Here is a 22,406-nt window from a genome sequence, read left to right as displayed (position 1 = left end):
GACTAGATAATCTCTCATTCTTTCGGCATTATCTGTCGGAACATCCCCCGGAGACGCTGAAGAGGTAGTGATGAGTGCCACCGAGACCGAGCCCCAGGCGATCACGCCCCCGTCGAGACTCGCCCGGGCCGCGTTCCGCAGCCTGGCGCTGATCGAGCAGGCCGGAAACAAGCTGCCCGACCCGTTCTGGCTGTTCTGGCTGCTGGCCGGGCTCGTCGTCGTGCTCAGCGCCATCCTGGCGGCGGCGGACGTCAGCGCCGTGCTCCCCGCGTCACACTCGGTCATCAAGGTGCACAGCCTGCTGAGCAAGGCCGGTCTCGCGCTGATCATCCAGGGCGGCGACAAGAACTTCACCAGCTTCCCGCCCATCGCCACGATTCTGGTCGTCGGGTTCGGCATCGCCATCGCCGAGCAGAGCGGCATGTTCGCGGCCCTGCTGCACCGCATGGTCGCGCGGGTGCCGGGCAGGTATCTGACCTTCGTCCTGGCGCTGACGGCGATGGTCAGCCACATCGCGGGCGACGCCGCGTACGTCATGCTGATCCCGCTGGGGGCCCTGGTCTACCGCGCCGCGGGCCGCAGCCCCATGCTCGGCTGCATCGTCGCCTACGTCTCGATCTCCGCCGGCTTCAACGCGTCACCCGCCCTCACCCCGACCGACATCCTGCTGTCGAACCTGTCGACCGCCGCGGCCCGCACCATCGACCCGCACTACGTCGTCACCCCGGTGGCGAACTACTTCTTCGGGGTCGCCTCATCGCTGCTCATGGCCGTCGTGATCACGGTCGTCGCCGACAAGTTCCTCGCCCGCCGCCCGGACCTGGCCGCCGACGCACCGGACACCGAACCGGACACCGCCGAACGGGCACAGATCGAGCCGACCCAGGAACAGCGCCGCGCGCTGCGGGTGACGGGCCTGGTCGCGCTGGGCTTCCTCGCACTCCTGGTGGCGGTGATGATCCCGCAGGTCTCGCCGCTGCGCGGCAAGGGCGGCGGCATCCTCGACTCGCCGCTGTTCAGCGGCATGTCGCTGGTGTTGTTCGTGTTCTTCGCCCTGCTCGGCACCGTCTACGGCCGCATGACGCGGACCTTCACCGCCCCCCGGGACGTCGTCGACTCGATGATCACCGGCACCAAGGCGATGGCGTCGACCCTCGTGCTGTTCTTCGCGATCTCCCAGTTCCTCGCCTGCTTCAAGTGGACGAACATCAGCGACATCCTCGCCGTCCGGGGCGCGGACGCACTGCGCGCCCTGCACCTGAACGGCTGGCTCCTCCTGCTCGGCATCGCCGTGCTGGTCTCGCTGATAAACCTCCTCATCACCAGCGGGTCCGCGCTGTGGGCGCTGATCGCCCCGATACTCGTGCCCCTGCTGATGCTCCTCGGCATCCACCCCGAGACCACCCAGGCCATCTACCGGGTCGCCGACTCGGTCACCAAGTGCATCACTCCGATGAGCCCCTTCTTCGTGATGGCCGTGGGCTTCATCAGGCAGTACCGCCAGGACGCCGGCCTCGGCACCCTCGCCGCCTTCACCCTCCCGATCGCCGTCGTCGCCTGGGTCGTCTGGGTCGGTTTCTTCCTGGCCTGGTACCTGCTCGGCATCCCCTTCGGCCTCGGCTGACCCGCCGCCCGACCCGCAAACCCTTCCGCCACCCGAGAAAGCCACTCATGACCGCGTCGCCCGCTGTTGCCCTGACCGCCCACGCCCAGGATGTCTCGTCGCAAATCGTCACCGACATCCTGACGCTCGTCCGCCAGGAGACCAGCAGCTACGACCTGCCCGCCCTGTCGGCGGGCCGGGACCTGCTGCGCGAACTGGTCGTCCACCGGCTCGGGCGGCCCGACCACGAACACCGCCACCCCGGCGGAGCGTGCGCAGACACCCTCACCCTGACCTACACCGGCACCGGCCCCGGGCACGTCGCCCTCTTCGGCCACTACGACACCGTGTGGCCGACCGGCACGCTCGCCGGATGGAACCAGGCACCTACCGCGTCCGACGGGCGGGACAAGCTCAGCGGACCGGGCATCTTCGACATGAAGACCGGCCTGGCACAAGGGATCTGGGCCCTGAAGCTCGCCCGCGAGAGCGGCGCCCCCGTGCCCACCGTCACCTTCCTGTTCAACGGCGACGAGGAGATCGGCTCGCACTCCTCCCGTCCGGTGATCGAGCAGGTCGCCCAGCAGGCCGACGTCACCCTGGTGCTGGAGCCCACCGCGCACGGCGCCGTCAAGACCGCCCGCAAGGGCACCGGGATGTTCCAGGTCATTGCCTCCGGCGTCGAGTCCCACGCCGGGCTCGCGCCGCAGGACGGGGCGAGCGCCATCACCGCGCTGTCCGAGTTCGTGGTCGCCGCCGCAGCCATCGCCGACCCCGACCGGGGCACCACGATCAACCCCGGACTCATCGAAGGCGGCAGCGCCACCAACGTCGTCGCGGGCCACGCCACCGCGAACATCGACGTCCGGGTCACCACCGAGTCCGAACAGGACCGCGTGGACGCCGAGTTCGACGCCATCCAGGTCAGCGACCCCCGCGTGGACATCACGATCGTCCACGGCTGGAACCGGCCGCCGATGGTCATGAATACCGTCTCCGCCCCACTCCTCGACCTCGCCCGCGAGGTCGCCGGCGAACAGGGCCGCCAGTTGCCCGACACCGCGGTCGGCGGCGCCAGCGACGCCAACTTCGTCGCCGCCCTCGGCCTGCCCGTGCTCTGCGGCATGGGCGCGGTCGGCGACGGCGCCCATGCCCAGGGCGAGTTCATCTACCCCGACACCGTGCCCGCTCAGACCGCACTCATCGCAGGGCTCCTGGGCAGACTGGCCAAGCCACTGCGGAACCGAGCGACGGCAGCCTGACCCACAGCACACAAGCCCACCGTGCGCACGACACACCAGGCGCACCGAGTACTGGCCGCCAACCCCCGAAGACGAACCGATACGGCTCAGCCAATCCGCACCGAGTTCGGCAGCATCTGGCAGTCCCGGATCGTGCGCGCCGACGCCCCCGGGATCAGTTCTCCGGCGGTCCTTCGTGGCGTTCGACGAGTTTGCCGGCCAGGTAATGACTCAGGAAGCTGGGGATATCGGGTGCGAAGATCTCGAGATACGGTTCGACCCATTCGGGCCGGGTCTCGAGGAATGCGAAGTCTGTTGGCGCCATGTGGCGCACGGCGAGCAGGGGCAGCGGAGAGTCGAGCGCGGGAAAGTGTGGGTTGTGCAGTCCGGCCACGGTGCATCCCGGGTAGAACTGGCCGAGCATCAGTCCTTGTCGGACGAACTTGGTCTTCTGGCTGTGTTGTACGGCCTCGAGGTCGTCGTAGCGGGTCAGGTCGGGAAAGACCGACAAGACGGCCTTGAGCCCGGACTCGGGTTGGTGCTCGGGTGGTAACTGGGGAAACAGGTCGTTCATATCGTCGACCACCGCGGTGATGAAAGTCCTGTCGATCTCGTCGCCGTCGATGAACGCGGCCCAGAGGTATCGGCCTGCCACCGCGCGTCCGGTGTAGGGGCAGACCGGGCCGGGGCGGCCGAGGTCAGGATGGGGTTGACACAGGTATTCCACAGTCCACCTGCGCAATTCCTCGGCGCGGGGGTGCTCGTCCGCGCGTGTGCCGGGTTCGACGGCGAAGAGTCTGGTCGGTATCACGCTGGAGCGTGACCCGATGAATTCCTCGGTGGTGTTCACGATCGAGTCCTGTGTACCGTGGTGCGGTCGAGATGGGCTGACGCAGAATGGAATTGCCTTGTCAGGACCAGTCCGATCACGCGCGATGCCGCCCGGTCGTTCTGGTCTCGTCCGGGACGGTCGTTCTCGGTGTGCCGGCCGGCGGCCGCGGTGCCGGGTCGACGAGGACTCGTTGCACCGGCACGATGTGGCCGGTTCGCTCGCACAGCCGGGCCGCAAGTGTGGCGGCGGTCAGCGAATCGCCGACGTGGAAATTGCGGCGGGTGCAGGGAAACCATTGTGGTCGAGCTTGCCAGTGAGGGCGGGGGTGCCCGTGAAAGGCGCGGGCGTCAGCCGGTTGTCGACAGTTCCGAATCCTCTGCATACTCTGCGCGCCGTCGCAGCCGATCGCCGATCGAGACGACGCGAGGTTCGTTCCAGACCTGACGCACTGAACGGTCGTATTCCCTTCATGACGCACTCTCCAGAGGCGAGTAGATGAGGCAGCCAGTTGACCAGCGCCTACCCGGTTAAACGTAATGCACGACCGGCCGGTTCAAGACTGCATGTGTTTTTGGCGTGGAATCACCACATCCGTACGAGGGCGCGACGGTGTCGGGACCACGTGAAGTCGCGTCCGGTTGACAGGCGCAGCTCACCCTCGGGCGGACAGGGGAGCCGTAAGCGTCGATGGCCGGCTCGGGAACAGGTTCGGCAGACTCGGGCAGGGTATATCCGCACCGGGCAGGATCGGCTCCAGCACCACAGCAGTACCATCAACATGTACTGGACGTTGAACCAGCGGCAAGAATGCGGGGCCGTGCGCTACCTTACCGTCGAGGTGGAACTGACTGCCGTGGCACGGGCAATTGATGGTGCCGTTGGTCACCGACCCGAGATGGCAGCCGAGATGAGTGCAGGTTGCACAGAATGCCCGAAATTCGCCGGCCATAGGCTGCGTCACGACCACATCGCCGAGAATTACGCCGCCGCCGACCGGGATATCGGCGGTCTTGGCGATCACCTTCGCGACCGCAGAGCACTCGGCCTGTCCGGCGGGCGCGGCGGTTGCGCTCGGCGCGCCGATCTGATCGACCGACGTCAGTGCCGTGGCTGCGGCGGCCGCCCCGACACCGGCAAACATCACGGTGCGCCGATTGATACCGGAATCTGCTGAGTTCAGTTCTTGCCCGCACATATCCACTCCTTACAGTAGGGCCGCTACATTTCCAGTACCGCACCAAGGCGCCAGTGATACAAGAGGCTGACTACGAGTGGCGCACTCGTCGGTCTCGGTCACGGGGCAGCGATGTGCTTTCGGGCTGCCGTCGGTGATTTCGTTGCGACGGCCTATGTAACGGCCGAGGTTTCGGTGACGGGGGTGCGGCGGGTGGCGATCAGGCATAGGGCGGATGCTGCGGTCAGGACAGGGGCGATGGCGAAGCCTGCGATCAGGCCGGTGTGGTCGGCGATGATGCCGAGCAGGAACGGGGAGGCGAGCACGACGACACCGCCGAGTAGTTGGGCGTGGGCGTTTGCAGCGTCGGTGCGGTGGGGTGCGGCGGTCAGTGCCAATGCCAGTACCAGCGGGAATTGGTTAGCGATGCCCAGCCCGGTGGCGAACAGCCCGATCACGGCCAATGCGGCGGTTGTGCTGAGCAGCAGCGTGAGCAGTCCCGCCAGGGTGATCGCCAGCGACCAGACGACCAGGACGGTGGTGCGGCCCGGACGGCGGGTGAGCCGGGCGCCGGCGATGCGGCCAACCAGGATCCCGGCGTAGAACGCCGTCATGGCGGTCGCTGCGACCGAAGTCGCCAGGTGTGTTGTTGCGGAGAGCAATTCGGCACCGAAGTAGACCACGCAGAATTCGACGCCGATACCGACGGCCACCAGCACACACAACAGCCGGCACCTCCAAGGCAGGGCAGACTGGCGGTTGCGGCCCGCGCGGACGACCGCGGGTGGTGCGACGGCCGGGAAGGATTCTCGGCGGTAGAGCAGATACAGCACGACCATGCCCACAGCGGGTACGGCCATACCGGTACGCCAGGTGGCCGGGGTGGACTGCAGGATCCCCAGCGCCAATGGTGCCAGCACCGCCGCGGCGCCGGCTCCGATATTGGACTCCACGAATGCGGTGTCCCGGCGGGGGCCGTGCCGGTCGGCGAGCACTGATTGGGTCGTGGTCTGCACGGTGGTGCCGGCCCATCCCATGACCAGCGCCGCGATGAGCGTGGGTGTGGTGCCGTGGTAGAGGGTGAACAGTGCCGCGCCACAGGTGGTGACCAGGACCGAGGACCACAGCAGCGCGCGCCGCTCGACCCGGGCGGCCAGAGCTGGAAAGACCAGCCCGGCCACGATCGACCCAGCCGCCCACAGTGCTGAGTAGACGCTGATCATCGTGTAGGAGAAGCCGAACTCGGCGCGCAGCAGCGACAGCGCGGGCCCGAAGGCATACAACCAGAACGTGTATGCGCCGAGCACGCTGTAGGACAGCACGGTCATCCGGTCGCGAATGAAGAGCTGGGTGTCGGCACTCACCGTGAGATTGTCCGGTCGCACGTACCCGTGAACGTTCACCGGATATGGGAAGTCGATAACGACTCCACCCTTCGGTTCCGGACGCCCTCGGGGCGGTCCTCGGTAGGCTCGATCCGGTGGAAAAACTTGTGCTCGAGACAACTCGCCCGGACGACTACCTGCGTCGGCTCGCCGATTCCGATATCGGACGGCGGTACAAGGCGATTGCGGTGGAGCAGTTGGGGGTTCGGGGTGGGGATACCGTGGTGGATCTCGGGTGTGGTCCGGGGGCCGATCTGGTCGCGCTGGCGGAGGCCGTCGGGGTGAATGGGCGTGTCATCGGGGTCGACGTCGATGCCGCGGCCATCGAGCAGGCGCGGGCCGAGCATGCTCTCGATTCGCGGATCGAGGTGCGCCACTGTGATATCCACGAGCTTTCGCTCGCCGACGGCAGCGCCGATCGGGCACGCACGGATCGTGTTCTGCAGCACGTGAATCGGCCGGATGTCGTCCTCGACGAGATCCGTCGAATTCTCCGGCCCGGGGGCAGGGCGGTTTTCGCCGAACCGGACTGGGAGACCCTGGTCGTCGACAGCCGGGATCGTGAATTGTCGCGCGCTTACACCCGTTTCGTCGCCGACGTGGCGGTCCGCAACGGTGCGATCGGCCGACAGCTCCCGGCCCTTGCCCTGCGATCCGGGCTGGAGGTCGGGGACGTGCTACCGATCACGACCGTCTTTCGCGACCTCGAGCCGGCGGATCGAGTGCTCGGGTTCGCGCGAGTCTGTCAGCGCGCCGTCGATGCCGAGTACCTGACGCGCGAGCAAGCGGACCGCTGGCTCGAAGGCCTTGCCGCCGAACCGTTTTTCGCATCCGTGACCCTGTTCATCGTGAGCGCGACCCGGACCGCGTAAGCCGGGGGAGCATGACGATTATCCGGTCCAGCACGGCGAAGGTGCCACAGCAGTGTCGCAAGCATTGGCTCGGCGTTGGCTGAGCACCTCGCGGAATTTCGTCGCCTACGCTCCCTGCGATGATCTGACCGCGGTCGAGATGGGGGTCCGGTTACGTGGTGCGGGACCGGCGGGTTAGGGGGGTGAAGTCGGTGTGGATCATCGGCCGGCCGGTGAGCCAGAGGCTGCCGGGGATGCGGCGGAGGACTTCGGTTCCCGCGAGGGACATCGCCAGGACGGAGATGAAGATGATCGTCGTGCACAGCAGGGAGCCGACCTGCTGCTGCAGCGGGACGATGTAGGGGGCCAGGAGTTGCAGGGCCAGCGGGTGCAGCAGGAAGACGCCGAAGGAGCGGTCGGCGCCCCAGCTCACCGTGCGGGCGATGAACGTGCCGTCGCGCCGGGATCCGGCCCACCAGCAGCAGACCGTGTACTGGCCCAGGACGATCAGCGCGAAGACCGGGAGCAGGTGCGGCATGAAGACGTTGCTGGCCGTCCAGGGGGGCATGCCGAGGTCGACCGAGCGCAGGTAGTACCACTCCGCGAAGACGGCCGCGGTGATCCCGCCCGCGACGAGCAGCGGCCCGAACCGGCGCACGACCCTGATGACCGTGTCCATGTGCCAGGCCGCGACCGCGCCGAAGATCACGTAGAACGGGTAGGCGATCACCAGCGCGTAGACGTGGTTCCAGATCGAGGCGACGAGGCCCGTGAACTCCGGCGGATGGACGAAGTACCACAGGAAGACCAGCTGCAGGGCCGCGCCGGCGGCCACCAGCCACCGGTGATACCCCTGCGTCGCATCCAGCAGCTTCAGGATCAGCGGGAACAGCAGATACACCTGCATGGTCACCAGCAGGAAGTACATCTGATACCAGGCATTGCCGGTGGCGAGTTCGACGAGCAACTGCTGCAGCGCCTGCGGCACCGTCTCGTGCCACATGCCGGTGATCAGCGGATACGCCCAGTAGACCACCGACCATGCCACGTACGGGATTCCGACCAGGGCGAACCGGCGCCGCCAGAAGCCCCGCGCCGAGAACGGCCGCCGGGCGTACTGGTACACCAGCACGAATGCGGTGAGCGTGAAGAACGCCTGGCGCGTGTAGTGCAGCAGCACCTCCGCGCCCTGGGCGGTCACGTTCCCGGGATTCATGGAGTTGGCACCGTCGACGACGTGTCCGCCGATGACGCACAGGAACGTGATGATCCGGAACAGGTCGGCCTGATACAGGTAGGGCCGCTTGATCTTTGGCGGGCTCGCCGCCTCGGCGGGCGCGGTCCGGACACCGCCCGGGGCCGCGTCGGCCGGATCGGCGGCCCTGATCGGGCTGGCTGCTTCGGTCATACCGTACCCTCCACAATCCTGTCACCTGTGCTGGTGATCAGGTGCTCCCCAACCGGAATCGGCGGTGTGGCCGATTCCGATCGGCTCGAGTAGAGGCCCGTCTGAACCACAGATGTACTGACTCTGTCGGCGACCAGTATGCCCACTATGGTCGGAACCGAATCGAACCGGGTGATCTTTTGTACCGCCGGCCGCGAATCATCCAGTCGCAGCGGGGAGTTGCGGCCGATCAACGGCCGGTGCGCGCCGCGCCGCGGTGCGCCGTTATGGGCTGGACAGCGCCATGCGCGTCGGCGGTGTGGGCGAAGTCTTCCCGATCCATGTCGGGCAGGATAGTCGGCGTTCTCCTGCGGCGCGATCAGAACTGCGGGGGCAACTCCAGCAGTCGCGTGCCGACGGCCGACACGCGTGCCCCGGTCCCGCCCGCCGCGCGCAGCCGCGGGGACAGCGCCACATCATTGGCGATGTGTATGGCCGATTGCACCCGTACTCGCGCGGTGGTGGCATCCATGTCGGGCCGCACCCGGCGCAGCAACCGCACCCATTCGCTGACGTACTGATGCTGTATCGCCCGCACCCGATGACCGCGTGGCTCAGGCAGCTCGACGGTCTCGGTGAGCAGCAGCCGGACCTCGGCGGGACGTTCGAGCGCGAAATCGGTGTAGCCGGTCAGCAGGCGGCGCAGCCCGTCCGCCTCGTCGCCGGCCTCGGCCAGCGCGCGCTGCAGGTCCCGCTGCAACCATTCGTTGGCCCGTAGGAACGCCGCCTCGAGAATCTCGGTCTTGCCCTCGAAATGGTGGTAGAGGCTGGGGCCCGCCATGCCCACCGCCCGCCCGATGTCCTCCATGCCGACACTCGAATAGCCCTGCCCGGCAAACAGTTCCGTGGCGGTATCGAGGATGACGTTGCGGCGACCGGTGGCGGCGATGCCGGTTCGGGAGGGTGTCCCGGCGGCGGTCGGCGCGGGCGCGGGCAGCTCACAGTCGAGTGCGGCGAGCATCAACCGCTCCATCAGACGGGTCAGGCGATCATCGGGCATCTGGATGCGCTGGAACGAGAGGCCGGTCATGATGCCCAGCACGCAGGCGGCCAGGAACTCCGCGTCCGCGGGGCTCGATCCAGGACGTCGCACCCGGATCAGCGCGGCGAGGTCGGCCAGTACCCGGCCGATCCGCTGCGCGGCGGCCCGGCGATCCTCGGGGGTGAGGTAGCGGGCCTCGCGATGCCAGATCACCCCCAGGTTGCGGTCGCGCACGGTGGCGCGCGCCGCGGCGGCGGCCAGGTCGGCGCCCGTCGCGGTGGCCAGCTGCTCGTGCACCCGGTCGATGGAGCCGAGCACGACGGCGTCGAGCACCTTCTGCTTGGACCGGAAGTGCCGGTACAGCGCGGACGGGCCCATGGCGACGGCCTCGGCGATGCCGCTCATGCTGGTGCCCGCGTAGCCGTCCCGGTAGAACAGCGGGCCCGCCGCCGCGACGATCAGCTCGCGCCGGTTGGCCGGGCGCGTCCCGCGCGCCGGGCGCTCACTGGTCGCCGTCATCCACCCGTCCCTCCATGCTCGGAAACTAGTGTCGATTCACATCTGGGGAGCAAACGGCGGATTCCTCAGGACACCTGGGAGTCCGCGTCACCCCAGAACTGCTCGCGCAGTTCGCGTTTGAGGATCTTGCCCGCCCCGGACAGCGGTAGCGCATCCACGATCGCGAGGCTGCGGGGGATCTTGTAGTTCGCGATCAGGGCCTTGCAGTGCGCTTGCATCTGCTCCGTGGTCAGGGTCGCGTCCGGATGCAGGACCACCACCGCGTGCACCCGTTCGCCCCAGGCGGGATCCGGAATTCCGATCACCGCGCAGGACGCCACCGCCGGATGCTGGGCCAGCGCGTTCTCCACCTCCGCGGAGTAGACGTTCTCGCCGCCGGTGATGATCATGTCCTTGAGCCGGTCGACGATGAACACGTAGCCGTTCTCGTCCATGCGGCCGCCGTCGCCGGTGTGCATCCAGCCGTCGCGCAGGGCCGCCGCCGTCTCCTGCGGGCGATTCCAGTAGCCGAGCATCACCCCGTCCCCGCGCACCACGACCTCGCCGACGGTCCCGCGTGGCACCTCGGCGTCCTCCGGGTCGACGATCCGGACCTCGGCGTGGGCGGCCGCGCGTCCGGCCGATCGCCGCAGCGCCGGGTCCTCGTGGTCGGCGGCATCGAGCACCGTCGCCACGGGCGCCACCTCCGTCATGCCGTAGAGCTGGGTGAAAGCCGCTGCCGGGAAGGCCTTTCGGGCGCGTTCCAGCACCGCGGTGGAGATCGGTGACGCGCCGTAGAGGATGTGCCGGACCGAGCCGAGATCGGCTGCGGCGGTGGCGGGATCGTCGACGAGCATCTGAATCATGGTGGGCACCAGCAGCGCATCGGTGACCGTGTGCCGCTCGACGGCCTCGCGTACCCCGGCGGGGGTGAAGGCGGGCACGATGACGTGCGTCGAGCCGATCATGTTCCCGCACACCCACTGTGCGAAGTCGGCCAGGTGGAACATGGGCGCGGCGTGCAGCATTCGCCCGCCCCGCGTGAGCAGCTCGGTGGTCACCATCGAACCGGCTGCCGAGGCGCAGACGTTGTCGTGACTCAGCATGACGCCCTTGGGATTTCCGGTGGTCCCGCCGGTGTAGAAGATGCCGAGCAGCTCGTCGCCGCCGGTCCGGGTGTCAGGTATCGGGTCGGCGGACGCGATCAGTTCTTCGTAGCCGGTGGTGCCGGCGGGCAACTCGCCCTCGCCGACGAACACGATGCGGTGCACGTCCGGGCAGCGGTATGGCAATTCCGGTACGAGCTCGGCGAAGGCGTCGTCGACCAGCAGGGTGCCGGTGCCGGAATCGAGCAGCGAGTAGGCGATCTCGCCGGGGCTCCAGCGGGTGTTGACGGGGGTCGCCACGGCCCCCAGCCAGGCGGTGGCCAGGAAGTACTCGTGATATCGGTCGGAGTTGAGAGCCAGCATCGCCACCCGGTCGCCCCGCTCGACGCCCAGCCTGGCCAGTCCGCCCGCGAGCCGCGCGATCCGGTCCGCGGACTCCGAGACGGTCCGGACCCGATCGCCGAACATCGTCGCGATCGCGTCCGGATGCTGTTGCACCGCTCGGTGCAGGAACTGGGTCAGGTGCATCGCGTTCTCTCCAACCTAATGATGATTCTCTTGAGAGAGTAAGAGTGACGTGGGTCACGGCGCAATGGTCGGTTTGTGTGCTCGGGCAGTGTGGGGCCGACCCCGGTCGCGGGCGGTGGCGAAACCAGTCAGCGGTGGCCGGGTATGAGCAGCGGCTCTACCATCCCGACCGTGAGCCGGCCGAGATACCGGGCGAACCGATGCGGTGCCTCAACCCGGTGGGGTGAATGCCTGTGCACTCGATTGCGGCCCGAGACCGGTTACTTCCAGATCCGACGCCGCCTGTGCTGCGTGCGCTCTGCCGATCGGGCCCGGAGCGCGCCTCGGGTCAGGGCCGCGATCTCCGCGACCAGGCCGCGGAGCTCGACGTCCGTGTCCTGCATCGCCTCCCGCATCGAGCGATGCGCCCGGCGGGTGTGGTCGGCGGAGGTGGCGCGCACCTCCCGGGCGAGTTCCTCCACCCATGCGGCCTCGGCCTCCAGGGTCCGGGAGTAGCGGCGAATCACGTCCGAAGCGGTACGCGGCTCCGCGGTCTGCCGTTTGCGCATGATCGTCCACACCTCGATCGACTCGGAGAAGCTCGGTGCACAGTCGTTCACTGTCGAAGTGAGAATAGCGTGACGGGCTGTTGCGGGCAATGTCGCCGAGTCGTCCGGTGGGCAAGGCTCGGTCAGGGTTTCGTGGCCTCGATCTCATGACCTGGCTCGGCGGATTACTCGAATTCCGAGGCGAGTTCGTGCGCGCCGAGGAGTGGTACACCCTTGCTGCCGAACTCGGCCACGTCGAGGGGATGCACGCTCTACGTTGTCTAGTTGGCGGGTCCGCAGACCAGGTCCACCACTCGCTCCGGAAACGTCCCATCGATCGGTTCGTGCGTGAGCAGGATCCGCAGATACAGCGGCGCCACAACGGTTTCCAGCAATAGGCCCGCATCGGTGTCCGGGGGTAGTTCTCCCCGCTCGATTCCCCGTTCGACGATGGCCGTGGCGAGGTGCAGGCGCGATTGCCAGAACGTGCGCCGGGCCTCGGCGACGTCGGAGTCGTCGACCGTCATCGCCGCCGCGCGCACGAAGGTCTCCCCGGCCGGCTGCGCCAGGAATGCCGCGAGGGCGCGGACCAGCGCGGTGAGATCGCCACGGACCGAACCGGTGTCGGGCGTCGGGATCATCTCGCCGGTGTTCGCGAGCATGGCGTCGACGATCAGGTTCTCCCGGGTGCGCCAGCGGCGGTAGATCGACGTCTCGTGGACGCCGGCGCGCGCGGCCACCTCCGCGACGGTGAACTGGTCCGGGCCCAGCTCGAACAGCACGTGCAACGCGGACTCGACGACCGCGCCGCGGACTCGCGCGCTGCGGCCGCCGGTACGGCGCACGGGGGGTGATGGCTCGGGCATCGATCCAATCTAACGCAAGTGCTCTTGCGTTTACATCTCGACCGTGCGATTCTGCTTATCGCAAGTCTCCCTGCGTTAAGGAGTGGGCATGGTCAACTGGGATGCACCGATCACCGACATCGATCCGGCCGCGGTGGCGGTCGGCTATCACCGCATGCATCCGGATCGGGGGATGGAGTTCCAGCTCAACCGATTCCTGCAATGGATCGGCCCGGCGGCGCTGCCCGAGATCCGGACCGCCGCGGGCCGGATCGGGACCTACGCGGAGTGGGTGACGGTATTTCTCGAACTGGCCGAGCAGGCAAGGGATTCCGGGCGTGCGATGGCCGGCGCCTACTACGATCGCGCCGCGGAATTCTTCATGGTGGCCGGCGACCCGCGTCGCGGCCCGGCGCGCGGCCGCTTCGTGCACGCCATGCGCGAGCTCTATCAGCTGCAGCCGGTGGATGTGCCCTACGGCGCGGCGGCCCTGCCCGCCTACGACGTCGCGCCGCCGGATGCGCCGCCGCGCGGGGTCATCGTGGTCTGCGGCGGATTCGACGAATACCCCGAGGAGGTCTTCCCGCTCCTGCTCGCCGGCGCCCGCGCCGGATACCGCCTCATCGCCTTCGACGGCCCCGGCCAGGGCGGCGCGCTCGAGGACCATGCCCTGTCCCTCACCGCGGCCTGGGAACGTCCGGTGGCTGCCGTGCTGGACCATTTCGGACTTGACGAGGTCACCCTCATCGGCGTCTCGCTCGGCGGCGGGCTTGTGATCCGCGCCGCCGCCCACGAACCCAGGATTCGCCGGGTCGTCGCGCTCGACGTGCTCGACGACTTCCTCGAATGCCTTACCCGCCAGGCCTTTCCCGCCGCCGGGCCACTCCTGCGCATCGCCCTCGCGTGCCACGCCCGCCGCCTGATCAACCGCGCCGCCGGTCTCGCCGCGGCACGGAAACCGATCGCGGCATGGGGCCTGCGCCACGGCATGCACGTCACCGGAACCCGCGACGCCTACGGATTTTTCCGTGCCGCCCAAAGCCTGTCGACCCACGCCGATTCCGCCCGCGTGACCGCCGATGTCCTGCTACTGGCCGGTGCCGACGACCACTACGTGCCCGCTCACCAGCTCCGCCGCCAGGCCGCCGCGCTCACGAACGCCAATTCGATCACGACCCGCGTGTTCACCCCCGCCGAACAGGCCCAAAACCATTGCCAGATAGGCAATATCGGCCTCTGCCTACAGGTCATCCTGACCTGGCTGCATACCTGCGAATCCGGAAAGCCGTCGGCTGCAACGTCATCGACCGTCGGCCAGGGCTGACGGAGTCGCGAGCTTTCGCCCTGCCCCTGGCGATGCCTGCACCTCCTCGTCGATGCGACCGCCCATCGGGCCGGGTAGAGGTGGCCTGCAGGCGATGCGCACCCGGCGATACCCCGGCCCGGCCGCCCTCGCTAACCGGTGTGCGACACGAGGGGCGCGAGGATGCGGGGAGCGCTGTCGATGGCTGGGAGCAGGGTTTCGTTGGACGGCGCGAAGGTGGCCAGGCGGTCGGCGACGGCCTGCATGCCGGCCTGGTTCGGGTGGTAGGACGTGCCGATCGAGTTGCTGTCGCCGGACAGCGGGTTGTGGAATCCGTTGACCCAGGGGGTCGAGCTGCAGGCGGTGTGTGAGTCGGCGTCGGGCATGTCGACGACCGTCGCGCCCGATGCGGTGGCGGCGGCGCGGGTGGCGGTGACGAGTTCGTCGTAGGTGCGCCGCGTGGCGCTCGCGTCGGCCGGTGACATGACGACGCCGGGGCACGTGGTGGCGTGGGCGTCGAGAACGGGAAGATACTGCACGAGCAGCACTTTGGCGTGGGGCGCCTTCGCACGGACCGCGCGGACGACATCGGTCAGGTCACGCCCGAGCGTAGCCACCTCCGCTGCCGACGGTTCGGCGGTGGAGGCGAATGAGGTGCACGTGCGCAGCGCGCGCACAGCCGCGGCGGGGACGGTGGCCACGGACGGGGCCGCGGCGGTGAGGGCCGAGCGGCAGCTGCGGCCGATCATGCCGCCGATCAGGTTCAGATCGTTGCCGCCGATGCTGACGGTGACCAGCTTGGTATCGGGAGTGACCGCGTCGATCTGCGGGGGGACGGTGCCGCCGCTGCGGATGCGCTGGCCGCGGCTGAGAATGTCGGCGGTAACCGCGCCGCTGCAGGTGACGTCGGTCAGATCGGCGCCGATCCGCTGCGCCAGCAGATGGGGATAGTCGACGCCCGAGCGCGCACACTTCGTATCGATCTGCGGGGCGATCCCGGGGCCCGAGGCATACGAACTGCCCAGGGCGACATAGCGATCCCCGTGCTGGGGCTGCGCTTGGGCAGATACCGTGCTCACGAGGGCCGACAGTCCGGCCGCAAGGGCCGTCACCGTCGCACTTCGCGCTAACCTCATCGAGGAAATCTCCCTGGCCGTCGGTGCGGGACCACGGTGGTCCGGCTCTATTTGATCAGCCCGAGCCGCAATGCGCCTAGCCGAACGAAAAACTTGGCGCGAAGCGGCCACGCACGACCGGGCCTCAGTACTCGGGCAGCATGTCCGCCAGGCGGTCGGCGATCGCCTGCATGCCGGCGAGGTTCGGATGGTACGAGCTGGTGATCGAGGCGATGTTCCCGGTGGCGAGCGGATTGTGGAACCCGTTGACCCAGGGCGTCGCGCTGCACGCGGTGTGCTGCTCGGCATCGGGGACCGCGATGCTCATCGCGCCGGTGGCCGCCGCGGCGGCGCGGGTGGCGCTGATCAGGGAGTTGTAGGTGCGCCGCATGGTCGCCGCGTCGGCGGGGGACATGACCACGACGCCCGGGCACGTGGCGGCGCGGCCGTCGATCGCGGGGAGGTACTGCACGAGCAGCACCGTGGCCTGCGGCGCCCGCACCCGCACGGCGCGCACGACGTCGGACAGGGCGTGCTCGACCGCGGTCACCTTGGCCGCGGTCGGCGCGGCGGCGGAACCGAACACCGCGCACATCCGTGAGGTGGTCGCGGCCGCGGTGGGGGCGGCGGCGATGAGGGCCGAGTGGCAGCTGCGGCCGATCATGCCGCCGATCAGGTTCAGATCGTTGCCGCCGACGCTGACGGTCACCAGCGTCGTGTCGGCGGTGACGGCGTCGATCTGCGGGGGAACGGTCACGCCGCTGCGGGTGTGCTGACCGCGGGTGAGAATGTTGGTCGTGGTGGCTCCGGCGCAGGTGACGTCCGTGAGGGTCGCGCCGATTCGCTGCGCGAGGAGATGGGGATAGTCGGCGGCCGAACGCGCGCACCGCGTGTCGATCTGCGGGGCGATCCCGGGGCCCGAGGCGTAGGAGCTGCCCAGGGCCACGTAGCGGTAGGAGGAGTGCTGGGTCTCCGTGTGGGCGGACACGGTGCCGCCCGCCAGGGCCGACAGTCCAGCCGTAAGGGCTACCACCGCGGCGCAGCGCGCAAACCTCATTGCGGAGCCTTCCTGGTCTTCGGAGCGGATCATCGCGATATTCGAATCCATGATCGCCGGGACCACCGTGGCCCACCACTATTGGATCAGGCCGCGCAATGTGACCCAGCACCCGGTGCCGGGTGGACCCACGGCCGCAGCGGATCGGCGCGCGGTCAGTAGTCGAGGGCGTGCTCCGGCTGGCAGACGTCCAGGGGGGACGGCAGGTATCGGACGATCGCGTCCAGGAGCGGGGTGAGGTCCGTGCCGCACAGGACGGGCACGACATCGCCGAGACGCGTGAGGTCGCGGATGCGGCGCCGCAGGTGTGCCGGGGGGACCTCGTGCGGGCGCTCGGTGGCGGGATGGTGGTCGTCGCGTTCCAGTACGGCCGCCGCGAGGGCGTGGTATCGCTGCTGTGCGAGTTGCCAATGGGGACCGTAGATTTCGGCGGCCAGTGGGCCGAGCGCCCCGGTCGCGAGCAGATCGGCGACGCCCTCTCCGGCGGCGCCGAGGCCGAGCGGAATCTGCAGTGTCAGCGGCGCCGCCCCGCGGGTGTCGGCGATGGTGCGGACCGCGCGGTCGAAGTCGGCGCCGGGCCGATCCAGTCCGGTGACCAGGCACAGGCGGGCGACCTGGTGGTCGTCGGCGACCCGCAGCACCGTCTCGAGTCGCGGGGTGCTGGGGGCGGCGGCGGGCACGACCGCGATCAGGCCGTCGGCCAACCGGATGGATCGCTCCAGGTCCGGGCCGGGGGCGCGGCTCGACAGCTCCGCGATGCGGATCGTGTGCGGTTCCCGGCCCGTCAGCCAGGAGATCGCCGGGTAACCGGCGATACCGAAACGGCGGCGCAGGCGGCCCAGAACTCCGGCCGTCTCGCCGGGCTCCCCGACGATGGTGACGTTGCGGATCGACTGCGGTTCAATGACTTCGGCGCCCATCGTGCTGCGGTACTCCAGGTCGGCTCGGGTGTCGTGGCTTCCCGATTCGCTCACCGTACTCCCGGCCGCGGGCCGCTGTGCGGGATTTCCGCCCCAAAGTAGAACGTGTTCCTATAACGTCGGGTTGTGCAGAAAGAACAACGCCCCGCCGTGGCCGACTGGTTCACCGCGGAAGACGGCGCGGTGCGTCTGCAGGGCACCCGCTGTAAGTCCTGCGGCACACCGTATTTCCCGCGCAACACACTGGCCTGCCGCAATCCGCGCTGTGCGGGTCCGCACGACGGCTCCGAGCTGATCGAGTACCTGTTCTCGACGCGTGGGCGGATCTGGTCGTATGCCGATGCCCGGTACAAGCCACCCGCCCCCTATGTCTCCGCCGATCCGTTCGAGCCGTACGTCGTCGCGGCGGTCGAGCTCGAGGTCGAGCAGATGGTGATCCTCGGGCAGGTCGTGCGCGGGTTCACGGTGGACGATCTGGCCGTCGGGATGCCGGTCGAATTGGCGCTGGGCACGCTGTACGAGGACGACGAGGCGGAGCACACGGTGTGGATGTGGAGGCCGGTCAATGACTGACACGAACGATCGCGACATCGCCGTCCTCGGTGCGGGCATGCACCAGTGGGGCAAGTGGGGCCGCAACTTCGTCGAATACGGGCTGGTCGCCGCCCGGGCGGCGCTGGCGGATGCCGGGGTGAACCTGCTCGACGTCGGGTACATCGCGGGCGCGGACACCATTCGCAACGGGTACCCCGGATTCGTATCCGGCGCCACGTTCGCCCAGGCGCTGGGGTGGTCGGGCGCGCGGATCTCGAGCAGCTATGCCGCCTGCGCCTCCGGCGCGCAGGCCATCGCCAACGCGCGCGCCCAGATTCTGGCCGGGCTGACCGATGTGGCGCTGGTGGTCGGCGCGGACGCGGCCCCGAAGGGCTTCTTCCAGCCGGTCGGCGGCGAGCGCCGCGACGATCCGGACTGGCTGCGTTTTCACCTGATCGGCGCCACCAACCCCATCTATTTCGCGCTGTACGCCCGCCGCCGGATGGCGATGCACGGCGCGACGCTCGACGATTTCGCCGCGGTCAAGGTGAAGAACGCCCGGCACGGGCTGAACAACCCGTATGCCCGCTATCGCAAGGAGGTTTCGGTCGAGGAGATCGCGGCCTCGGCGGTCGTCTCGGATCCGCTGCGGCTGCTGGACATCTGCGCGACCAGCGACGGCGGCGCGGCGCTGGTGCTGACATCGATGGAATACGCACGCCGCCACGGGATTTCCGATCCGGTCCGGATTCGCGCGCTGTCCACGGTGACGCCGACCTTCCCTAAGACCGTGCTCGATCTGCCGGACTTCGCGACCGATTCCGCCGTGGCCGTGCCGGCCCCGCCGCGCGCATTCCGTTCCGCCATCGCGGATGCCGCGTACGAGGAGGCCGGGCTCGGGCCCGCCGACCTGTCCTTCGCGGAGGTCTACGACCTGTCCACCGCGCTGGAGCTGGACTGGTACGAGGACATCGGGCTCTGCGAGACCGGCGGCGCCGAGGAGTTACTGCGCAGCGGCGCAACGACATTGGGCGGACGGGTGCCGGTGAACCCCAGCGGCGGGCTGGCCTGTTTCGGCGAGGCGATACCCGCGCAGGCCATCGCGCAGATCTGCGAGCTCACCTGGCAGCTGCGCGGCCAGGCCGACGGTCGTCAGGTGGAGGACGCGCGTGCGGGAATCGCGGTGAACCAGGGCCTGTTCGGCCACGGCTCGGCAATCATCGCCACACGTTGAACGAGGAACCTACTCACGACTCCACCTCGCTGGCGCTCGGCTCCGTCGTGCGCACGGCACGCTGGCCCATCGGTTCACTCCGCTTCGCTCCGCTCACTTGGCGAGGGTGAACTGCATGACGTCGATGTGACCGCTGCGGAAGTGGTCGGCGGATCCGGTGAGGTATCGCAGGTAGCGCTCGTAGTTCTCCGGTGAGGTGATTCGCTCTGCCTCGGAACGGTTTTCCCGCAGCGCGCTCGCCCACAGGTCGAGGGTGCGGGCGTAGTGCGATTGCAGGGATTGGATCTGTTCGGTGCCGAATCCGGCCTGCCCGGCGAGCCGGGTGATCACGGCCGGTTGGGGTAGCTGCCCGCCGGGGAATATCTCGCGCCGGATGAAGATGTGGAACCGGGCATCCTCGCGGGTGACCGGGATTCCGAGGCGGTGCAGATCGGCGAGGGTGTGGCCGATGATGGTGTGCAGCAGCATCCGTCCGTCCTCGGGCAGGTTCCGGTAGCAGCTGTCGAAGAACTCCTCGTACCGTTCGCGGCGGAAATGCTCGAACGCGCCGATGCTGACGATGCGGTCCACCGGCTCGTGGAATTCCTCCCAGCCCTGCAATCGCACCTCGACGCCGGTCAGCCCCCGGCGCTCGATCTCGCTCCGGACATGGTCGAACTGGTTGCGGCTCAAGGTGAGTCCGGTGACATGTACGTCGTATCGGGCGGCCGCCCGGAACATCGTTGCGCCCCAGCCGCAGCCGACGTCGAGCAGGGTCTGCCCCGCGTGCAGGTCGAGTTTGCCGAGTGACAGGTCGATCTTGGCCAGTTGTGCCTGCTCCAGCGACATGTCCGGGCGTTCGAAATACGCGCAGCTATAAGTCATCGATGGATCGAGGAACAGGCGGTAGAAGTCGTCGGACACGTCGTAGTGCGACTGTACGTTCCGATAGAACGGAGCCAGCCGGGTCATGGCGGCCTCCCTCGTTACGTGGCAGGGCTGCACTTGTCATTACGTTCGGGACCGGCTCGGGGTTCACGGGCGTCGTCTGCCGGGATGAAGCTGGTGAAAGGTGCCCGTCGACGCTGGCGGTCACCACCCGGGGGTGTTCGTCACCGTTACGGCGATGTGCCGTTCACGCCGGGGATCACGCAGTGTCCCTGGTGGTCGACCCGTCCGATGACCATCATGTCGTAACCGGTGCAGGGTGCGTTGAACGCCTCGCACGTGTGGTTGTCGGTGACCACCTTGTTCGTGTCGCAGGAGGATCCCGGCGGGCCGAGCGGGTCGGCCTGGGCAATCGCGCCGGCCAGGACGATGCCGACGGCGGCCCCGGTCGCTATGAGAGAAGCGGACATTAACGACATCGCTGAGCCTCCTTGGTCCCGTAGGCGGTCAGTTTACTCCGGTTTCGCCGCATAATCGCAGGTCCATCCGTTTCGGGGACCTTGGTTAGTCGTGACCGGCCGTGCGTGCGGCCCCCCGCTCAGGGGCACCGGCGAGCGAGACCGCACCTGGTGTCGGCGACGAAGCGCCGCTGCGCGCGCGGTCGTTCGCCTCGTCTCTCACAGTGCGGCGGCAAGCTCCCGCAGCACCGGCAGGCTGATCGATCCGGATCCCAGCACGGTGTCGTGGAATGCCTTGATGTCGAAAGCATTTCCGAGTCGTTCGGTGGCTTGCGCACGCAGGCGGCGGATTTCGAGCTGGCCGACCTTGTAGGCTACGGCCTGGCCGGGCATCGCGATGTAGCGGTCGATCTCGGAGGCGATCTCGGTCAGGCCGATCGGAACCGTGGCGATCATATAGTCCAGGGCCTGCTGCCGGGACCAGCCCTTGGCGTGCAGGCCGGTGTCCACGACCAGGCGGCAGGACCGGAAGGAATCGGCGGCCAGCATGCCGATGCGGGCCAGATCGTCCGCGTACAAACCCATTTCGTCGGCGAGGCGTTCGGTATAGAGCGCCCACCCCTCGACGAAGGCGGTGTTGGTCAGCGATTGCCGTTGGAAGCGCGGCACATTCTCGAGTTCGCCGGCGATGGTGAGCTGCAGGTGGTGGCCGGGAATCGCCTCGTGATACGCGATAGCGGCGGTCTTGTAGCGCGGTTGATCGGCCGGATCGTGCTGATTCACGAAGTACGTGCCGGGGCGCGAGCCGTCGGCCGCGGGCGGGAAGTAGTACGCCCCGGGCGCATCGGCGGCCAGGAACTCCGGGACCGGCATGATGTCGCAGGACTGGCGGGGCAGCCGGCCGAACCAGTTCGGCATCTCGGTCTCGGCCGCCGCCAAGGCCTTCCGCGCGTCGGCCATCATCTGATCGCCGTCGGTGTAGTGCAGGCCCGGATCGTTGCGCAGCCGTTCGAAGATCTCCGCCTGCTCGGTGCGGCCGAACAGGCGCGCACCCAGTTCGGCGTATTCCGCACGCAGCCGGTCGATTTCGGCCAGTCCGAGCTCGTGGATCTCGTCCGCGCCCAGGTCGGGCAGGGTGGTGTGGTGACGCAGCAGGCGCCGATAGATATCCTCACCGTCGGACCCGAGCCAGCACAGCCCGGCCCGCTCGTCCGGGCGGGCGGCGGGCAGCAGTTCCTCGGCGAGCACCCGGCGGTAGGACGCGAATGCCGGACGGACGACATCGCGCGCGACCTCGGCCAGCGTTGCGCGCCATTGCTTTTCGCCGTCCCAGCCGGACGGCCCGGAGAAGGTGACGAACGGGTCCGACTCGGGATCACCGGCCAGGTATCCGTCCAGCTGGTTGAGCGAGCGTTCCATGGCGACCCGGGCGGGGGTACGCCCGGCGGCCAGGCCCGCCCGGAACCGGTCCGTCGCACTCTTCAGCGAAGTACCGATCTGCTCGAAACGGCGCACCAGCGCCTCGGCGTTCTCCGGACGCGGAGCATTCAGCTGTGGTGCGGCGGTCAGCAGTCGCGCGTGCACGCCGTCCATCTGATCCGACGCCAGCTCCACCGGCCGCCACCCCACATGATCTATCGCCGAATCCAATTCGGCGCGCAGCAGGCTGTGCGTGGTGCGGTCGGCATCGGACAGGCCGGCGGGATCCAGCTGCCGCACCTCGGCGAGCAGGCCCCGCCAGGTGGCCAGCAGCCGGTCCTCGGCTGCCTGGGAGTAGTCCTCGATGCGGTCGTCGAAGCGGCGGTCGCCCAGCAGGGTCGCCTCGCTGGGCGCGGCCTCCAGCACGCTGTCCCAGTACCGTTCGGCCAGGTCGATAAGTTCGTCGTGGCTGTCCATCGC

20 protein-coding genes are annotated in these 22,406 nt (G+C 68.5%); 6 read left to right on the top strand and 14 right to left on the bottom strand.

Annotation, left to right across the window (positions count from 1 at the left end; genetic code table 11):
* Positions 1-70 precede the first annotated feature (70 nt).
* Both KO481_RS33350 and KO481_RS33345 read left to right on the top strand, forming a co-directional pair.
* Positions 71-1,624 (top strand): AbgT family transporter, encoded by a 1,554-nt coding sequence (locus tag KO481_RS33350; protein ID WP_215922472.1) that lies wholly within the window; start codon positions 71-73, stop codon positions 1,622-1,624.
* A 47-nt stretch (positions 1,625-1,671) separates the two neighbouring features.
* Positions 1,672-2,865 carry a M20 family metallopeptidase gene (locus KO481_RS33345; protein ID WP_215922471.1) on the top strand — a complete coding sequence of 398 codons (1,194 nt, stop codon included), beginning with the start codon at positions 1,672-1,674 and terminating at the stop codon, positions 2,863-2,865.
* Between the two features lie 154 nt (positions 2,866-3,019).
* On the opposite strand, the gene KO481_RS33340 is transcribed toward KO481_RS33345, so the two are convergent.
* The 3 genes from KO481_RS33340 to KO481_RS33330 form a co-directional block, all read right to left on the bottom strand.
* Positions 3,020-3,694 (bottom strand): DUF6875 domain-containing protein, encoded by a 675-nt coding sequence (locus KO481_RS33340; protein ID WP_215922470.1) that lies wholly within the window; start codon positions 3,692-3,694, stop codon positions 3,020-3,022.
* A 634-nt stretch (positions 3,695-4,328) separates the two neighbouring features.
* Positions 4,329-4,871, bottom strand: coding sequence for a QcrA and Rieske domain-containing protein (locus KO481_RS33335; RefSeq protein ID WP_215922469.1), 543 nt, complete (start codon positions 4,869-4,871; stop codon positions 4,329-4,331).
* Positions 4,872-5,023: 152 nt separating this feature from the next.
* Positions 5,024-6,214 carry an MFS transporter gene (locus KO481_RS33330; protein ID WP_215922468.1) on the bottom strand — a complete coding sequence of 397 codons (1,191 nt, stop codon included), beginning with the start codon at positions 6,212-6,214 and terminating at the stop codon, positions 5,024-5,026.
* 116 nt (positions 6,215-6,330) lie between these two features.
* Between KO481_RS33330 and KO481_RS33325 the strand changes: the two genes are divergently transcribed.
* Positions 6,331-7,107 (top strand): methyltransferase domain-containing protein, encoded by a 777-nt coding sequence (locus tag KO481_RS33325; RefSeq protein WP_215922467.1) that lies wholly within the window; start codon positions 6,331-6,333, stop codon positions 7,105-7,107.
* A gap of 151 nt (positions 7,108-7,258) precedes the next feature.
* On the opposite strand, the gene KO481_RS33320 is transcribed toward KO481_RS33325, so the two are convergent.
* The 5 genes from KO481_RS33320 to KO481_RS33300 form a co-directional block, all read right to left on the bottom strand.
* Complete coding sequence (locus KO481_RS33320) at positions 7,259-8,494, bottom strand: acyltransferase family protein (RefSeq protein ID WP_215922466.1); 1,236 nt, start codon at positions 8,492-8,494, stop codon at positions 7,259-7,261.
* A gap of 358 nt (positions 8,495-8,852) precedes the next feature.
* Positions 8,853-10,034: a TetR/AcrR family transcriptional regulator gene (locus tag KO481_RS33315; protein WP_215922465.1), complete on the bottom strand. Its 1,182-nt coding sequence runs from the start codon at positions 10,032-10,034 to the stop codon at positions 8,853-8,855.
* Between the two features lie 65 nt (positions 10,035-10,099).
* Positions 10,100-11,647 (bottom strand): acyl-CoA synthetase, encoded by a 1,548-nt coding sequence (locus KO481_RS33310; RefSeq protein ID WP_215922464.1) that lies wholly within the window; start codon positions 11,645-11,647, stop codon positions 10,100-10,102.
* 260 nt (positions 11,648-11,907) lie between these two features.
* On the bottom strand, positions 11,908-12,246 hold the full coding sequence (locus KO481_RS33305; protein ID WP_215922463.1) for a hypothetical protein: 339 nt from the start codon (positions 12,244-12,246) through the stop codon (positions 11,908-11,910).
* Between the two features lie 209 nt (positions 12,247-12,455).
* Positions 12,456-13,040, bottom strand: coding sequence for a TetR/AcrR family transcriptional regulator (locus tag KO481_RS33300; protein WP_215922462.1), 585 nt, complete (start codon positions 13,038-13,040; stop codon positions 12,456-12,458).
* A gap of 88 nt (positions 13,041-13,128) precedes the next feature.
* Between KO481_RS33300 and KO481_RS33295 the strand changes: the two genes are divergently transcribed.
* The gene (locus KO481_RS33295; protein WP_215922461.1) at positions 13,129-14,343 is read left to right on the top strand and encodes an alpha/beta fold hydrolase; all 1,215 of its coding nucleotides are present in this window, start codon (positions 13,129-13,131) and stop codon (positions 14,341-14,343) included.
* Positions 14,344-14,474: 131 nt separating this feature from the next.
* On the opposite strand, the gene KO481_RS33290 is transcribed toward KO481_RS33295, so the two are convergent.
* The 3 genes from KO481_RS33290 to KO481_RS33280 all read right to left on the bottom strand — a co-directional run bounded on the left by KO481_RS33290 (position 14,475) and on the right by KO481_RS33280 (position 17,468).
* Positions 14,475-15,401: an SGNH/GDSL hydrolase family protein gene (locus tag KO481_RS33290; protein ID WP_215922460.1), complete on the bottom strand. Its 927-nt coding sequence runs from the start codon at positions 15,399-15,401 to the stop codon at positions 14,475-14,477.
* A 181-nt stretch (positions 15,402-15,582) separates the two neighbouring features.
* Positions 15,583-16,494, bottom strand: coding sequence for an SGNH/GDSL hydrolase family protein (locus KO481_RS33285; RefSeq protein ID WP_215922459.1), 912 nt, complete (start codon positions 16,492-16,494; stop codon positions 15,583-15,585).
* Positions 16,495-16,649: 155 nt separating this feature from the next.
* Positions 16,650-17,468, bottom strand: coding sequence for a GTP-binding protein (locus KO481_RS33280; RefSeq protein ID WP_308166862.1), 819 nt, complete (start codon positions 17,466-17,468; stop codon positions 16,650-16,652).
* A 72-nt stretch (positions 17,469-17,540) separates the two neighbouring features.
* Here KO481_RS33280 and KO481_RS33275 point away from each other — a divergent pair, with 72 nt between their 5' ends.
* Positions 17,541-17,987 carry a Zn-ribbon domain-containing OB-fold protein gene (locus KO481_RS33275; RefSeq protein ID WP_308166861.1) on the top strand — a complete coding sequence of 149 codons (447 nt, stop codon included), beginning with the start codon at positions 17,541-17,543 and terminating at the stop codon, positions 17,985-17,987.
* Positions 17,980-19,182 (top strand): lipid-transfer protein, encoded by a 1,203-nt coding sequence (locus tag KO481_RS33270; protein WP_215922458.1) that lies wholly within the window; start codon positions 17,980-17,982, stop codon positions 19,180-19,182. Before KO481_RS33275 ends, KO481_RS33270 begins: the two co-directional genes overlap by 8 nt.
* A 93-nt stretch (positions 19,183-19,275) precedes the next feature.
* Here the strand turns inward: KO481_RS33270 and KO481_RS33265 are convergent, their stop codons facing one another.
* The 3 genes from KO481_RS33265 to KO481_RS33255 all read right to left on the bottom strand — a co-directional run bounded on the left by KO481_RS33265 (position 19,276) and on the right by KO481_RS33255 (position 22,403).
* Positions 19,276-20,133 (bottom strand): cyclopropane mycolic acid synthase family methyltransferase, encoded by an 858-nt coding sequence (locus KO481_RS33265; RefSeq protein WP_215922457.1) that lies wholly within the window; start codon positions 20,131-20,133, stop codon positions 19,276-19,278.
* A 146-nt stretch (positions 20,134-20,279) separates the two neighbouring features.
* On the bottom strand, positions 20,280-20,528 hold the full coding sequence (locus KO481_RS33260) for a hypothetical protein (RefSeq protein WP_215922456.1): 249 nt from the start codon (positions 20,526-20,528) through the stop codon (positions 20,280-20,282).
* 198 nt (positions 20,529-20,726) lie between these two features.
* Positions 20,727-22,403, bottom strand: a complete 1,677-nt coding sequence (locus KO481_RS33255; protein ID WP_215922455.1) for a DUF885 domain-containing protein — start codon at positions 22,401-22,403, stop codon at positions 20,727-20,729.
* Positions 22,404-22,406: the final 3 nt, after the last annotated feature.

Source organism: Nocardia albiluteola (genome assembly GCF_018860155.1).
GTDB classification, from domain to species: Bacteria; Actinomycetota; Actinomycetes; order Mycobacteriales; family Mycobacteriaceae; genus Nocardia; species Nocardia albiluteola.
Note: the sequence above shows the minus strand (reverse complement) of the source record. Positions and strands in the feature narration are given on the sequence as shown.